Origin of the sequence: Ferrovibrio sp. (assembly GCF_029255545.1) — a bacterium.
Taxonomy (GTDB): Bacteria; Pseudomonadota; Alphaproteobacteria; order Ferrovibrionales; family Ferrovibrionaceae; genus Ferrovibrio.
This window is the reverse complement of sequence record NZ_JANLJJ010000107.1, coordinates 1-14,780: the sequence shown is the minus strand read 5'-3', so window position 1 is coordinate 14,780 and position 14,780 is coordinate 1. Positions and strand designations below refer to the sequence as shown.

Sequence of the window (14,780 nt, the reverse complement as noted above, 5' to 3'; positions counted from 1 at the left end):
TGACTGTTAAATATCATGCCGCATCGGTTCTGCGCCACGAAGAGGGGTGCGCCATGCAGACATTCCCGAGTTTCCTGGTGCTGGAAGGTCGGTCCGTGCTGGTGCTGGGCGGCGGCGAAAATGCCGCGCGCAAGATCCGCCTGCTGCTGAAAGCCGGTGCGGTGGTCACAGTCGCCGCCCCCGACATCAACGACGAGATCGCCGGCCACGCCGCCGCCGGTCGCGTGCGGCATCAGGCAGCGTCCTTCTCCCCCACCCTGCTCGATGGCATGCGGCTCGTCATCGGCGCGGCCGAGGACGAGTCCCAGAACCTTGCCCTGGCCGAAGCAGCGCGGGCGCGTGGTATTCTTGTGAACGTGGTGGATCGCGCCGACCTTTCCGATTTTCTCGTGCCCGCCATCGTCGAACGCGGCGACATCACCATCGGCATTGCATCGAACGGCACCGCGCCGTTGCTGCTGGGCCGCATCCGCGCCCAGATCGAGGCGCTGCTACCGGCGCGTCTGGGCGACCTGGCCGCCCTGGCCGGCGATTTCCGCAGCAGCGTGGCGCGCGTGATCCGCGAGCCCCATCTGCGCAAACGTTTCTGGGAAAATGTGTTTGACGGCGCCGTGGCGCAGAAGGCATTGGCCGGTGATGTGAGCGGCGCACGCAGCGCGCTGTTGGCCCAGCTCAATGCGCCGCAGGCTGACATCGAGGGCAGCGTAGCATTGGTGGGCGCCGGGCCGGGCGATCCCGACCTGCTGACCCTGAAGGCCCAGCAGGCGATGAGCCAGGCCGATGTGGTGCTGTTCGACGACCTAGTGGCGCCGGCCGTACTGGATCGTGTGCGCCGCGATGCCGAGCGCATCGCGGTGGGCAAGCGCAAGGGCCGCCATCGTCTGAGCCAGGATCGGATTAACGCCCTGATGGCCGAACTGGCCGGCCGAGGCAAACGCGTCGTGCGGCTGAAGGCCGGCGACCCCTTCATCTTCGGTCGTGGCGGCGAGGAAATGGAATACCTGCAGGCACGCGGCATCGCCGTGCAGGTGGTACCGGGCATCACGGCGGCGCTCGGCTGCGCGGCCGCCGCCGGCATACCGCTGACCCATCGCGACCTGAGCCATGGCGTGACGCTGGTGAGCGGCCATCTGAAAGACGGCAAAGACGCCATCCAGTGGGCGGAGCGGGCCCGCGCGGGCGAAACCGTCGTAGTCTATATGGGCCTGAGCCAGGCGGCGGATATCCGCGACCGCCTGCTGCATGCCGGCACGTCGCCCGCACTGCCCGTCGCGCTGATCGAGAATGGCACGCGGCCCGACCAGCAGGTGAGCGCCGGACCGCTTCATGCCTTGCCGGCATTGGCTGCACAGCATGGAAACGGCCCGGTATTGCTGGTGATCGGCGCAGTGGCCGCAGCCGCACAAATCTCCGCCCTGCCGCAGCAGCGCCGCGCATAAGGACCAGCCCCATGGCCAAAGCCCCCAAACTGAAAGACCAGGCGCATATCGTCACCGCCAACCACCTGACCAGCGGCGACGTGGTCTATCTGACCGTCCGCAACGACTGGAGCCGCGACATCGCCGCGGCCTTCGTAGCGCCGAATGCCGAGGCCGCCGCCGCATGGCTGGCCGAAGCTGAGGCACAGGCGGCCCGCAACATCGTGGTGGCGCCGTATCTGGTGCCGGTGGATGCCGGCACGACGCTCCCCTGGCCGATCCAATTCCGCGAGCGCATCCGCGCCGCCGGGCCGACCACCGAAAAAGCGGCCGGCGGCGTAGCTTAAGGATTTGCCCATGTACCAGTATGACCAGATCGACCAGACCCTTGTGGACGAACGCGTGGCGCAGTTCCGCGACCAGGTGGCGCGACGCCTGAACGGCGCGATCAGCGAAGACGAATTCAAGCCGCTACGCCTGCAGAACGGCCTGTATCTGCAACTGCATGCCTACATGCTGCGCATTGCCATTCCCTATGGCACGCTGTCGTCGCGGCAATTGCGGGCGCTGGCGCAGATCGGCTGCAAATACGACCGCGGCTGGGGCCATTTCACCACGCGGCAGAACCTGCAATACAACTGGATCAGGCTGGAAGACGCCGCCGATGCGCTGGCCGATCTGGCCAAGGTGCAGATGCATGCGATTCAGACCAGCGGCAACTGCATCCGCAACACCACCACCGACCAGTTCGCAGGCGCCGCCCATGACGAGATCGAGGATCCGCGCGTCTGGTGCGAGATCATCCGGCAATGGTCGACCTTCCACCCCGAATTCAGCTTCCTGCCGCGCAAATTCAAAATCGCCGTCACCGGCTCGCCGAACGACCGTGCCGCCGTGCGGGTGCACGATATCGGCCTGCGCATGCACAGGAATGCCGCAGGCGAAACCGGCTTCGAGGTGATCGTGGGCGGTGGCCTGGGCCGCACGCCCTTCATCGGCAAGACGATCCGCGATTTCCTACCCAGGCAGCACCTGCTGAGCTATCTGGAAGCGATCCTGCGCGTCTACAACCAGTTCGGCCGGCGCGACAACATCTACAAGGCGCGCATCAAGATCCTGGTGCACGAGATCGGCATTGAAACCATACGCGATAAGATCGAGGCCGAATGGCAGGCGATCCGCGACGGTGCGCTGAAATTGCCGCAGGAGGCCATCGACCAGATCGCGGCGCATTTCGCCCCGCCCGCCTTCGAGACACTGCTGGGTGGCGTGGCGCCGGAATACGCCAATGCCTTCCGCACCGATTTCGAATTCGGCCTCTGGGCCCGGCGCAACACGTTCAAGCACAAGCAGCCGGGTTACAGCATCGTCACCATCTCGCTCAAGAAAGAGGGCGAGCCGCCGGGCGACATGAAGGCCGAACAGATGTTGGCCGTGGCCGACCTCGCCGACCGCTACTCTTTCAGCGAAATCCGCGTCACGCATGAACAGAATCTGGTGCTGCCGCATGTGAAACAGTCCGATCTGCCGGCCTTGTTCAAGGCCCTGAAGGCATACGATCTCGCCACGCCGAATGTGGGCCTGGCCTCCGACATCATCGCCTGCCCGGGTCTAGATTACTGCGCGCTGGCCAATGCCCGCTCGATCCCGATCGCCCAGCAGATTGCCCTGCGCTTCAAGAACTGGGAGCGCGCGCATGATATCGGCGAACTGAAGATCAAGATCTCGGGCTGCATCAATGCCTGTGGCCATCACCATGTGGGCCATATCGGCATCCTGGGCGTCGACAAGAATGGCGAGGAATTCTACCAGCTCACTTTGGGTGGCTCGGCCGACCAGGATGCGGCTTTGGGCGACATTCTCGGGCCCGCGCTGGACACGGCCCAGACCGTGGATGCCATCGACAGCCTCGTGGAAACCTATCTCCGCCTGCGCAGAAACAGCGATGAGCGTTTCCTCGACACCTATCGCCGCGTCGGCCTGCAGCCGTTCAAGGAGGCCATCTATGCCGCTGCTTAAGGACGGAAACCTGGTCGGCGAGGATGCCTGGCTCAGCGTCGCCGACGATGCGCCGCTGCCCGAGGACAGGCCCGCGCTGATCTCCCATGCCCGCTGGCAAGCGGACAAGGAACAGCTCGTCGGCCGCAATGCACCGGTTGGCATCCGCCTGCCCAACACGGTGGATGTACTGGACTTCGGCCCCGAAGCCGGTCGCTTCGACCTGATCGTGCTGGAGTTTCCGAAATTCAGCGATGGCCGGGCCTACAGCCAGGCGCGACTTTTGCGCGAGCGATTTGGTTTCGGGGGCGAATTGCGCGCCACCGGCCATGTATTGCAGGACCAGCTCTGGCATATGCAGCGTTGCGGCTTCGATGCCTTCGAGATCGCCCGCGAGGATGCCACCCAGGCCTTTGCCGCCGCGATGCGCAGCTTCAGCCATGTCTACCAGCCCACGGGCGATGGCCGCGTCAGCGCCTTGAAACAGCGGCTGGCCGCCACCAGGAAACAGGAGGCCGCGGAATGAGCGCTTTGGCTTTCGCTTCGCTGGATATCGGCGATTATGCCCGCGCGCTGGATGCCCGACTGCAGGGCAAGCCGGCCGAGGAGGTCCTGCGCATTGCCGTCACCGAGCTGTTCCCCGGCCGGATCGCACTGGTGTCTTCCTTCGGGGCCGAGGCCGCCGTGCTGCTGCATCTGGTGGCGCAGGTGGATCCCGCCACGCCGGTGCTGTTCCTGGAGACCGGCAAGCTGTTTGACGAGACGCTGGCCTATCGCGATGCACTGACCGCCCGGCTGGGTTTGAGCGATGTGCGCAGCCTGCGGCCCGATCCCAGGGCATTGGCCGCCAATGACGAGGGCGGCACGCTGTGGTTCCGCGACGCCGACGCCTGCTGCCGCATCCGCAAGGTGGAGCCGCTGGAACGCGGCCTCAAGCCGTTCGCCGCCTCGATCAACGGCCGCAAACGCTTCCAGGCCACCACACGCAGCGCCATTCCGCTGGTGGAAGCCGATGGCGCGCGACTGAAATTCAATCCGCTGGCCGACTGGGGCCCGGCGGAGATCGAAGCCTATTTCATCCGCCATGATCTGCCGCGCCATCCGCTGGTGGCGCGGGGTTATCTTTCGATTGGCTGCGCGCCCTGCACCCAGCCGGTGGCCGAGGGTGAAGACGCCCGCGCCGGCCGCTGGCGTGGCAGCGAAAAAACCGAATGCGGCATTCATGGCCGTCCCACCTCCTTCACCCCCTTCCGCAGCCGCGGCGAAGACTGAGAAAGCTGAGTAACAGGACCATGCAGGACGATCTCGACCAGCTCGAAGCCCAGAGCATCTACATTCTCCGCGAAGCCTACAGCCGCATCCGTCCGCTGGCGATGTTATGGTCGCTGGGCAAGGATTCCAACGTGATGATCTGGCTGGCCAAGAAGGCCTTCCTCGGTCGCGTGCCGTTTCCGGTGGCGCATCTGGATACCGGGCTGGAATTCCCCGAGACCTATGCCTTCCGCGACCGCTATGCCCGGGAATGGGGGCTGGAGCTGATCAAGGATTCCTGCCCGCCGCTGGAAGCCACCGATCCGACCCTGCCGCATAATTCGCGCATCGCCGCGCGCAAGACCCTGGGCCTGAAGGAAGCCATCGCCAAATACCAGTGGAAAGGCGTGATCGCCGGCATCCGCCGCGACGAACAGGCGACGCGCGCCAAAGAGCGCGTGTTCAGCCCGCGCGGCGATGACGGCGCCTGGGATTTCCGCGACCAGCCGCCCGAGCTGTGGGACCACTTCGCCGCCGATCTGCCCGACGGCGTGCATATGCGCATCCATCCGCTGCTGCACTGGACCGAACTGGATATCTGGCGCTACATCCAGCGCGAGGAGATTCCGGTGGTACCACTGTATTTCGCCAATGACGACGGCAAGCGCTTTCGCTCGCTGGGCGAGATCGGCATCACGTTCCCGATCGACAGCCGCGCCGCCAATATCGAGCAGATCATCGCCGAACTGGAAGTGACCCGCGAACCGGAACGCGCCGGCCGCGCCATGGACCATGATTCGGAAGATGCCTTCGAGCGGCTGCGCGTCGCCGGTTATATGTGAGGAGCGCGCCATGAGCGTCATTGATCTGGCCATCCACCCCAAGGCCCCGGGACTTCAGAAAGGCCGAGCCTTTCCCATCGTGATCGTCGGCCATGTCGATCACGGCAAATCCACCCTGGTCGGTCGCCTGCTGCATGACACGGATTCGCTGCCGGCCGGCAAGCTGGAACAACTGAAAGCCGTGTCGGAAAAGCGCGGCCTGGATTTCGAATGGTCGTTCCTGCTGGATGCCCTGCAAGTCGAACGCGACCAGGGTATCACGGTGGACACCACGCAGATCTGGTTCACCACCCAGCGCCGCCGTTATGTGATCATCGACGCGCCCGGCCACAAGGAATTCCTGAAGAACATGGTGACCGGCGCGGCCCAGGCCGATGCCGCCATCCTGGTGGTGGATGCCGTACAAGGCCTGGCCGAGCAGACGCGCCGCCATGCCTACCTGCTGCATCTGCTGGGCATCCGGCAGGTGGCGGTGGCGGTCAACAAGATCGACCTGATCGACCATGACGAACAGCGTTTCCAGGCCGTGGCCGAATCCGTGCGCAATTACCTGGCCGATATCGGCATCGAGGCTGCGGCCCTGGTGCCCGTCTCGGCGCGCACCGGCGACAACATCGCCGTGCACAGTCCCCAGACCGCATGGTATCGCGGGCCGACCCTGATCGGCGCACTGGATGCCTTCAGCGCGCGCGCCTTGCCCATCGAGCAGCCGTTGCGCCTGCCCATCCAAGACCTTTATCGCCTGGACGACCGCCGCGTGGTCGTCGGCCGCATCGAAAGTGGCCGCCTGAAAGTGGGTGAGCGCATCCGCTTCGCGCCGCTGGGCCGCGAGGCCGTGGTGGCCAGCCTAGAAAGCTGGCGCGGCAATGCTGGCCGGCACCAGCCGCGCGAGGAAGCCATTGCCGGCGACAGCGTCGCCTTCACCCTGGACGAGGACGTGTTCGTCGAACGCGGCGTGCTGGCCAGCCACCCCGATCAGGCGCCGCGCGAGGCCAGCCGCATCGCTGTACGGCTGTTCTGGCTGGACAAGGCGCCGCTGAAAGCCGGCGACCGCATGACGCTGAAAGTCGGCACCACTGAGCGCGAGGTCGAGATCGAGGCGATCACCGAAGCGCTGGATGTCGAATCCCTGAGCAGCGCTGATGCCACGCAGATCGAGCGCAACGGCGTGGCGCGTGTCATCCTGCGTTCGCGCCGGCCGCTGGCACTCGATCTTTATGACAGCCAGCCGCGCACCGGGCGTGGCGTGCTGATCCGCGGCCCGCAGATCGCCGGCGGCCTGGTGATCGAGGAGGTGCTGCAGCAGGCAGCGCATGCCATCGTGGCGGTGGATTCCAGCGTCACTGCTCGGGATCGCGTCGCCGTGAACGGCCATCGCGGCGGCGTACTGTGGCTCACCGGCCTGTCCGGGGCGGGTAAGTCGACCCTGGCGATGGCGGCGCAATCGGCGCTGTTTGCGCGCGGCCGCCAGGTCGCCGTACTGGATGGCGACAACCTGCGCCACGGCCTGAACCGCGATCTCGGTTTTTCCGATGCCGATCGCGCCGAGAATCTCCGCCGCATTGCCGAGGTGGCGAAGCTGATGGCGGAAAACGGCCAGATCGTTCTGGTTTCCGCGATCAGCCCGCTGCAACAGCAGCGCGATCATGCGCGTACGATCATTGGTGCGGATTTCCATGAAATTTTCGTACAGGCGGATCTTGCGACCTGCGAATCCCGCGATCCCAAAGGCCTGTATAAACGCGCACGGGCCGGGGAAATTGCCGGATTCACGGGCATCTCAGCGCCTTACGAGGCACCACGCGCCGCACGGTTGATACTCGACACCAACCGTCATCCTCTGTCGGAAACGGTCGAGACTCTGGTAGACTACGCCTTGCGCAGCTTTGCCGCGTAACTTCTCCCCGGTTCAGGCGTTACCGTAACCAGGAGGCAGCGTGGATATCGACCTGGCGCTTTTTGCCGCTGTCGGCTTTGCCGCGCAGCTTATCGATGGTGCCATCGGCATGGGCTATGGCGTGATCGCCAGCAGCGTGCTGGTCGCGACCGGACTGCCGCCGGCCGTGGCCAGCGCCGCCGTGCATGTCACCAAGATCCCTACCGGCATCGCCTCGGCCCTCTCGCACTGGAAATTCGGCAATATCGACTGGGCGGTCTGCCGCCGCCTGATCCTGCCCGGCATCGTTGGCGGCATCGTCGGCGCCAGCGTGATCGCGTTGCTGCCGCTCAACGTGATCCGCCCGCTGGCCGCCTTGTATCTCGGGTTGATGGGTATCGTGGTGATCCTGCGCGCCCTGCGCTGGCGTCGCGATCCTGTTGCCTTCGAAACGCCAAAAGGCCGGCCCGGCACCGTCGGCCTGCTGGGCGGCCTGTTCGATTCCTTCGGCGGCGGCTGGGGACCGATCGTCACCACCAGCCTGATCATGCAGGGCCGCGATCCGCGCAAGGCGGTCGGTTCGGCCAATACGGCGGAGCCGGTGGTGGCGGCCGTACAGGCGGCGGTGTTTTCCTTCTGGCTCGGCGCGGCCACGCTCACCACCATCGGCAGCACGGCGCTCGCCATCATGGTGGGCGCGCTGCTGGCCGCGCCGGTCGCGGCCTTCCTGGTCAACAAGCTGCCTGGCCGGCTGATCGCCGGCGCCGTCGGCCTGGTGCTGATCGGCCTCAACATGCCGGCTCTGATCGCGCTGATCGGGCGGCTGCTGTAGTACGACAGGCGCGGCGATTACATCCGCGGCGCGGCGCGCCAGTGATAGCGGCCATCGCGAAAGCCGGCGAAGTATTTGCCGATGTCGGGATGGTTCACCGGGCCGGCTTCGGAATCGGGCAGCAGATTCTGCTCCGAGACATAGGCGACATAGGATGACTGCGCATTCTCGGCCAGCAGATGATAAAAAGGCTGGTCCTTGCGCGGCCGCAGATCGGGCGGGATCGACTGCCACCATTCCTCGGTGTTGTTGAACACCGGATCGACATCATAGATCACGCCACGGAACGGAAACAGCTTGTGGCGAACCACGTCTCCGATGGAAAATTTGGCAACCCGGGTTTCGGGCATTCGTGTCCCCGCAATCTTACTCGGCATTCTTACTCAAAAAAGGCAATCCACTCAGTAGGTGGCGCGACCGCCGCTCAGGTCGAACACCGCACCGGTGGTGAAGGAATTCTCCGCCGACAGCAGCCAGGCCACCATGGCGGCGATCTCGTCAACGGCGACGAAACGGCCGCGTGGAATCTTGGACAGCATATAATCGATATGGGCCTGCGTCATCTGGTCGAAAATCGCGGTTTTTGCCGCCGCCGGGGTGATGCAGTTGACGGCGATATCCAGCCCGGCCAGCTCCTTGCCCAGCGACTTGGTCAGCGCGATCACGCCGGCCTTGGCCGCCGAATAGGCCGAGGCGCTGGGGTTGCCCTCCTTGCCGGCGATCGAGGCGACATTGACGATCCGGCCATAACCGGCCGCCTTCATTTGCGGCACCACGGCGCGGCAGCAATGGAACACCCCGGTCAGGTCGATGGCGATCACCTGGTTCCAATCGGCCAGCGGATACTGGTCCAGCGGCGCGTTCGGCCCGGCGATGCCGGCATTGTTGACCAGCAGGTCGATGCCGCCCAGGGCCGTTCTGGTCTGTGCCGTGGCCTGCTCCACGCTGGCCCAGTCGGTGACATCGGCGGCCACCGCCTCGACGCGGCCCAGCCTGGCCAGTTCACCGGCCACCCTGCCGGCCAGCGCGGCATCGCGATCCCAGATCGCGACCGATGCGCCCGAGCGCAGCAGGCGCTCGGCGACGGCACGGCCGATGCCCTGCGCCCCGCCGGTGACCACGCCACGCCGATCCTTCAGATCGATGGTGTTCATATCGCCTCCCTGTTCACTTTCAGGGTAGCAGACCCGGATGCCATAACGACAGTCTTTGCAGTTTCATCAACCCCCCGTAGTCTGGGACCAGGGGATGCATGAACATCGCAGAACACAATATCGAAACGGTCTGGCCTGAAAGGCTACCTGAGTCACTGGCCCGGTTCCTCGAATACTGGCAAGGGCTGCGGCAGCGCGTGGGCCGGCTGCCGCGACGTCGCGAGATCGACCCACTGGATATGCCGCGGGGGCTGCTGCCCGGCATCGGCATCTTCGACTGGCTGCCGCAGACCGGCGGCGCCATCCGCATCCGCTACCGCCTGCTGGGCGACAACCACATGCAAGCGGTCCAGCGCAATCTGAGCGGCTGCTATTTCGACGAAGTGCACGCGCCGGATACCGTCGCCGCCCTGCAGGCGGAATATGCCGCCATCCTCGCCAGCGGCGAACCAGCCTACGTGCGCCGCGCCACACCCCTGCCCAATCACGAATTTGCCGTATTCCAGCGCATCATTGCTCCCCTGCTGGACGATCAGGACCAGCCGCGCCATCTGATCGGCTACTGGTTATGGGAAAACCTGGGCAATGAGCAACGATACCGCAGCACCCTCTGATATCACCGCCGCCGACGTGCTGGATTTCTGGTTCGACCGTGGTGGCGCGGAAGCCTTAAGACCGCGCCAGGCCTGGTGGGAGAAGAACCTGGCTTTCGACGAAGCTATCCGCCAGCGGTTTGACGCCGCGGTGGAGCGTGCCCTGGCCGGCGATTATGCCGGCTGGGCCGAGCAGGCCGAAAGTGCGCTGGCACTGATCATCCTGCTCGACCAGTTCCCGCGCAACCTGCATCGCGGCACGGCAAAGGCCTTTGCTGGTGACGCCCGCGCACTGAGCATTGCGCGGCAGATGACCGATCGCGGCTTCGATATCGGCCTGCCGCCGGTGATGCGGCAATTCGTCTACATGCCGTTCGAGCACAGCGAGGCGCCGGACGACCAGGATTTCAGCTGTCTGCTATTTGCCGCGCTGGAGAAGGACCTGCCCGGCCACGGTATCCTGGACTATGCCGAACGGCATCGCGCCATCATCGCGCGTTTCGGCCGCTTCCCGCACCGCAACGCGGCGCTGGGCCGTGACAGCACGCCGGAGGAAAACGAATTTCTCAGGCAGCCTGGATCGTCGTTCTGACCGATTCCGGCGGCACGAGATCCGAAACCGTGGCGAAATGCGGCTGGGGCGGTTCGGCGATTCCGAAACGCTCCATGAAGTAATCGAGGGCATCGCCGCTGCCGCTGATCTCCACCTCGCCGGCACGCCGCGCCTGCCGCAGACTTTTGAGGCCGTGCACCACACGAAAGAATTCCAGCAGGTCGGCATCGATAGTGAGATCAACCTCGAATCCCATGTCGGTGTAGCAGAGATCGACCTCGCCATCCCGCAGGATCATCCACCATTGCCGCAGCTTGTGATCGCGGCTGGGCACGTTGCGGAATCGGAAATGAAACACCATGTCGCAGCCGCGCGATCCATCGCCAAGCAGCGCATTGCGCATCGACCACATCAGATGGGTGACATTGCGATCTTCCGCGTCGATGTAGGGTACGCGCCAGTCGGTGCCCCAATAGCCCAGCAGATCGATCAGCGGCCGCAACGCGTCTCCGGCCGGCGTGAGACGATAGACATGGCCACGCTGGCCCTCGGCGCGGATGCGGAGAATCAGGCCGTCCTGCTCCATCTCGCGCAGGCGACGGGCCAGCAGGCTGCGCGCCATCAGCGGCACCCCGTTCTGGATATCGCTGAAGCGTTCGCTGCCGCGCATGAGTTCGTAAAGGATCAGCGGCGTCCAGCGTCCGGTGATCACTTCTGCTGCCTTGGCTACCGGGCAGAACGAGCCATATCGAGTCGCCATCCGGTTTTTTTATCCCGGCAATGCAAATCCGCCTAGTTCCAATTTGAAACTACCGCCGCCTTCAGGCGGACGTCATCTTGCGCGCCGCAACTGCTGGAGTGCCGCATGAGCGAACCGCGTACGGAGCAATCGCCGCTCTCACATAAACCACAAATCGATACTGTTCTTCCGGCGGGTTTTCCGATCGGATGCGGCGATGCCGGCCATGGACGCCCTGCTGCTTTGCTGCATTGCTCGGGCACCAATCGCAGCCACTGGGACAAGGTGAGCAAAGCCTGGCCTGCCATCTCCGGGCGCCGGCGGCGCATCCTGTGCCCGGAGTTGTTTGGCTGCGGCCAGACCGGGCCATGGCCGTATCGCCGGCCGGTTACCCTGCAAGATCATGTGCGCCTGGTTGCAAAAGCACTGGCCCGCGTGGGCGAACCGGTTGACCTGGTCGGACATTCCTTCGGCGGTGCGGTCGCCCTGCGATTTGCCGCCCTGCTGCCGGAACGGGTTCGCACCCTGACGCTGATCGAACCATCGGCGTTTTTTCTGCTGCGCGACGATGGTCCGGACGCCGATCATCTGTTCGCCGAGGCCGCGCATCTGGCGCAGGTCGTGCGCGGCGGCGCCACAGCAGGCAGTGAACAGGCCCGGCACGGCGCCATGGCCTTCTTCATGGATTACTGGAACGGCGCCGGCAGATGGGCCGCCCTGCCGCCGCCGATGCAGCAGGCGATGGCCGACATGACCGGTGTGATCGCCCAGGATATCCATGCCGTTTTTGCCGAGGCAACGCGCCTGCGTGATTATGCATCGATCACGATTCCGACATTGCTGGTCAGCGGCGGCCGATCGCCCGGACCGGTCCGCCACATCGTCAGGCGCCTTGAAACCGTCATGCCCGGGGCCGAACGGGTGTGTCTTGAGGATGCCGCGCACATGATTCCACTCACGCATGCTGGAGAACTCGCCGCCCTGCTGGACGGGATGCATGGCCATACGCGCCGCCGCACGGTTCCGAATTGGAACTTTAGGCCGGCCGCGAACATGGACATGGTGTCGCCTCCAACCGAACCTTCAGGAGGAGTCGAGTTCATGAATGCGCCACTGACAGAGACGCGCAAGACCGCCATAGCGGACAGCAACCCGATCGACCGCATGCGCGCACTGGCCGCTGGCTTTGCGCGTCGCGCCGCCGATTATGACGCACAGGATCGTTTCGCCGCGGAGAACTTCGCCGAGATCAAGGCCGCCGGCCTGCTGGCTGCCGGTGTGCCGGCCGAGTTCGGCGGCGGCGATGCCTCCTATCGCGAGATGAGCGAGATGCTGCGCGAAATGGCGCATCACTGCAGCGGCACGGCGCTGGCGCTGGCCATGCACACGCATCCGCTGATGGCCAATGTATGGCGTTGGCGCCGCGAGAAGGCGCCGGTGGAGGGCCTGCTCAAGCGCGTGGCCGGCGAAAATCTGATGCTGTTGTCCACCGGTGGCAATGACTGGCTGAACGGTTCGGGCAGCGCCGAAGCCGTCGAGGGCGGCTATCGCATCTCGGCGCGCAAGCGCTTCGTCAGCGGCGCCGAAGCCGGCGACCTGCTGATGACCATGGCCATCCATGGCGATACCGTGCTGCATGCCGGTGTGTCGATGAAGGCCGAAGGCGTGCGCATCGAGCAGACCTGGCGCACGCTGGGCATGCGCGCCAGCGGCTCGCAGGACGTGGTGCTGGACAAAGTTTTCGTGCCGGAAGCCGCCATCGCGGTGAAGCGCCCGGCCGGCGTCTGGCATCCCTTCTTCCACCTGGTGACCATGATCGCCTTCCCGCTGATCTACAGCGTGTATCGTGGCGTGGGCGAGCGGCTGCGCGACGAGGCCGTCGCGCTCGCCTCGAAGCGCCGGCTGGAGGGCGATGCGCAGCTGCAGGTCGGCGCGATGGAAGCCGCATTAGCGGCGGCCATGGCGGCCCATGAGAAGATGGTGGACATCGCCGACCATGCCACGCCCGGCCCGGAAACCTCGGCCAGGATGATGACCCTGAAGCGGACCATGACCGACAGCCTGCTGGCCCTGGGCAATCTGGCGCTGGATGCCGCCGGTGGCAGTGCCTTCTATCGGGTGAACAGCGCGGAACGGCTGTTCCGCGACCTGCAGGCTGCCCGCTATCACCCGCTGACCGCCCTGTCGCAGCAGCGGCTGGCCGGACGGCTGGCCCTGGGGCTGGACGCCGACGGCCGCGCGGCCTGACGTGAGATAAGCTGAAGCGCCTAGCGGCGCTTCAGCTTCTTCACCGCCGTATGGCGGTGGCAGTCGACAATGTGGTCATTGACCATGCCCACCGCCTGCATGAAGGCATAGACGATGGTGGGACCGACGAAGGTGAAGCCGCGTTTGCGCAGATCCTTCGAGATCGCCTGGCTGACGGTGGTTTCGGCCGGCACCTGTTTCAGGCTGGTCCAGGCATTCTGCTTCGGTTTGCCGTCGAGGTAGTTCCACAGATAATTGGAAAAGCCGTCTTCCTTTTCCATGATCTGCAGCCAGCCGCGCGCATTCAGCACGCTGCCCTCGATCTTGGCCTTGTTGCGCACGATGCCGGCATCCTGCATCAGGGCATCCAGCTTTTTTGGCGTGTAGCGGGCGATCTTCTCAGGCTGGAAGCCATCGAAGGCTTTGCGGAAATTGTCGCGCTTGCGCAGGATGGTGATCCAGGACAGGCCAGCCTGGAAACCGTCAAGGATCAGTTTCTCGAACAGCGCGCGGTCGTCATATTCCGGCACGCCCCATTCGGTGTCGTGGTAATGCATGTAAAGTGGGTCGCTGCCGCACCAGCCGCAGCGGCACAGGCCATCCTCGCCGGAAGGAAGAGATTTCACCATGCCGCGCCCCGCTGACCGTGTTCTGAATTATACCTTGCCGCCGTCCGGCGGCGGACCGGCATAATCGGGGCGCCGCACGCGCAGCGCAAGGCCGCCGGCTTCCAGCTTCTTGCCATCCGATTCGGCCTTGGCCACCGCCTCCAGCCGCAGCAGGGCCAGGCCCGTGCCGTTCAGCGAGGAGCGCATTTCGCCGACTTCCGCGCCATCCAGCGTGATCAACGTGCCGGCCGGCGGCAGGACCGCCCCCGCCTCCGTCTCCACCACATGCAGCTGCTTTTTCACCAGGCCGCGATACTTGGTGCGCGCCGTCAGCTCCTGGCCGATATAGCAGCCCTTTTTGAAATCGACGCCGTGCAGGGCCTCGAAATGGTTTTCCAGCAGGATGCCCTTTTCGATCTCGATATCGCGGACGCCATCGGGCACACCCAGCGCCAGGCGGTGCGCTTCATAGGCGGCAGCATCGGCCAGCGGCAAGTCGATGCCTGCGCCAGGCGACAACCACAACCGCCAGCCCATCGCGAGCAGGCGGGGATCGGCGAACAGCAGGCCGTCCGCCGGTACGGCCGGCGCCACGGCGCCACCCCACAGCGCACAACCATGCCAATCCCGGTCCTCGATCGCCACTTTCGCCCGCAGGCGATACAGCGT

General features: G+C 65.1%; 16 protein-coding genes and 1 pseudogene. 12 read left to right on the top strand and 5 right to left on the bottom strand.

Annotated features, from left to right (window positions below; genetic code table 11):
- The 8 genes from cysG to Q1J79_RS19945 all read left to right on the top strand — a co-directional run.
- Positions 1-1,439 (top strand): siroheme synthase CysG (gene cysG, locus Q1J79_RS19980; protein WP_367183036.1); only part of this gene is annotated, 1,439 nt, incomplete at its 5' end.
- 11 nt (positions 1,440-1,450) lie between these two features.
- Positions 1,451-1,765 (top strand): DUF2849 domain-containing protein, encoded by a 315-nt coding sequence (locus tag Q1J79_RS19975; protein ID WP_300304153.1) that lies wholly within the window; start codon positions 1,451-1,453, stop codon positions 1,763-1,765.
- Positions 1,766-1,775: 10 nt separating this feature from the next.
- Positions 1,776-3,437, top strand: coding sequence for a nitrite/sulfite reductase (locus Q1J79_RS19970; protein WP_300304150.1), 1,662 nt, complete (start codon positions 1,776-1,778; stop codon positions 3,435-3,437).
- A complete protein-coding gene (locus Q1J79_RS19965) occupies positions 3,424-3,942 on the top strand; it encodes a DUF934 domain-containing protein (RefSeq protein ID WP_300304147.1) in 519 nt (172 codons plus the stop codon). Before Q1J79_RS19970 ends, Q1J79_RS19965 begins: the two co-directional genes overlap by 14 nt.
- Positions 3,939-4,688 (top strand): phosphoadenylyl-sulfate reductase, encoded by a 750-nt coding sequence (locus tag Q1J79_RS19960; RefSeq protein WP_300304145.1) that lies wholly within the window; start codon positions 3,939-3,941, stop codon positions 4,686-4,688. The genes Q1J79_RS19965 and Q1J79_RS19960 overlap by 4 nt, the downstream gene beginning before the upstream one ends.
- A 20-nt stretch (positions 4,689-4,708) precedes the next feature.
- Positions 4,709-5,509 carry a sulfate adenylyltransferase subunit CysD gene (cysD, locus tag Q1J79_RS19955; protein WP_300304142.1) on the top strand — a complete coding sequence of 267 codons (801 nt, stop codon included), beginning with the start codon at positions 4,709-4,711 and terminating at the stop codon, positions 5,507-5,509.
- A gap of 10 nt (positions 5,510-5,519) precedes the next feature.
- A complete protein-coding gene (gene cysC, locus Q1J79_RS19950) occupies positions 5,520-7,406 on the top strand; it encodes an adenylyl-sulfate kinase (protein WP_300304139.1) in 1,887 nt (628 codons plus the stop codon).
- A gap of 40 nt (positions 7,407-7,446) precedes the next feature.
- Positions 7,447-8,217, top strand: coding sequence for a sulfite exporter TauE/SafE family protein (locus Q1J79_RS19945; RefSeq protein WP_300304136.1), 771 nt, complete (start codon positions 7,447-7,449; stop codon positions 8,215-8,217).
- A gap of 17 nt (positions 8,218-8,234) precedes the next feature.
- On the opposite strand, the gene hspQ is transcribed toward Q1J79_RS19945, so the two are convergent.
- A complete protein-coding gene (gene hspQ / locus Q1J79_RS19940) occupies positions 8,235-8,567 on the bottom strand; it encodes a heat shock protein HspQ (RefSeq protein ID WP_300304133.1) in 333 nt (110 codons plus the stop codon).
- A 51-nt stretch (positions 8,568-8,618) separates the two neighbouring features.
- Positions 8,619-9,371, bottom strand: coding sequence for an SDR family NAD(P)-dependent oxidoreductase (locus Q1J79_RS19935; protein ID WP_300304130.1), 753 nt, complete (start codon positions 9,369-9,371; stop codon positions 8,619-8,621).
- A 98-nt stretch (positions 9,372-9,469) separates the two neighbouring features.
- Between Q1J79_RS19935 and Q1J79_RS19930 the strand changes: the two genes are divergently transcribed.
- Both Q1J79_RS19930 and Q1J79_RS19925 read left to right on the top strand, forming a co-directional pair.
- Positions 9,470-9,985 (top strand): PAS domain-containing protein, encoded by a 516-nt coding sequence (locus Q1J79_RS19930; protein ID WP_300304127.1) that lies wholly within the window; start codon positions 9,470-9,472, stop codon positions 9,983-9,985.
- A complete protein-coding gene (locus Q1J79_RS19925) occupies positions 9,957-10,556 on the top strand; it encodes a DUF924 family protein (protein ID WP_300304124.1) in 600 nt (199 codons plus the stop codon). Before Q1J79_RS19930 ends, Q1J79_RS19925 begins: the two co-directional genes overlap by 29 nt.
- Here Q1J79_RS19925 and Q1J79_RS19920 read toward each other — a convergent pair.
- Positions 10,531-11,277 carry a helix-turn-helix domain-containing protein gene (locus Q1J79_RS19920; protein ID WP_300304121.1) on the bottom strand — a complete coding sequence of 249 codons (747 nt, stop codon included), beginning with the start codon at positions 11,275-11,277 and terminating at the stop codon, positions 10,531-10,533. The genes Q1J79_RS19925 and Q1J79_RS19920 overlap by 26 nt on opposite strands.
- A 105-nt stretch (positions 11,278-11,382) precedes the next feature.
- Between Q1J79_RS19920 and Q1J79_RS21140 the strand changes: the two are divergent.
- Both Q1J79_RS21140 and Q1J79_RS19910 read left to right on the top strand, forming a co-directional pair.
- Positions 11,383-12,177, top strand: a pseudogene (locus tag Q1J79_RS21140) (alpha/beta fold hydrolase); the annotation flags it as partial.
- A 180-nt stretch (positions 12,178-12,357) separates the two neighbouring features.
- Positions 12,358-13,503: an acyl-CoA dehydrogenase family protein gene (locus Q1J79_RS19910; protein WP_300304115.1), complete on the top strand. Its 1,146-nt coding sequence runs from the start codon at positions 12,358-12,360 to the stop codon at positions 13,501-13,503.
- A gap of 20 nt (positions 13,504-13,523) precedes the next feature.
- Here the strand turns inward: Q1J79_RS19910 and Q1J79_RS19905 are convergent, their stop codons facing one another.
- Together Q1J79_RS19905 and Q1J79_RS19900 are read right to left on the bottom strand one after the other, a co-directional pair.
- On the bottom strand, positions 13,524-14,132 hold the full coding sequence (locus tag Q1J79_RS19905) for a DNA-3-methyladenine glycosylase I (RefSeq protein ID WP_300304112.1): 609 nt from the start codon (positions 14,130-14,132) through the stop codon (positions 13,524-13,526).
- Between the two features lie 27 nt (positions 14,133-14,159).
- On the bottom strand, positions 14,160-14,780 hold a 621-nt coding region (locus Q1J79_RS19900; protein ID WP_367183034.1), incomplete at its 5' end, for a folate-binding protein YgfZ.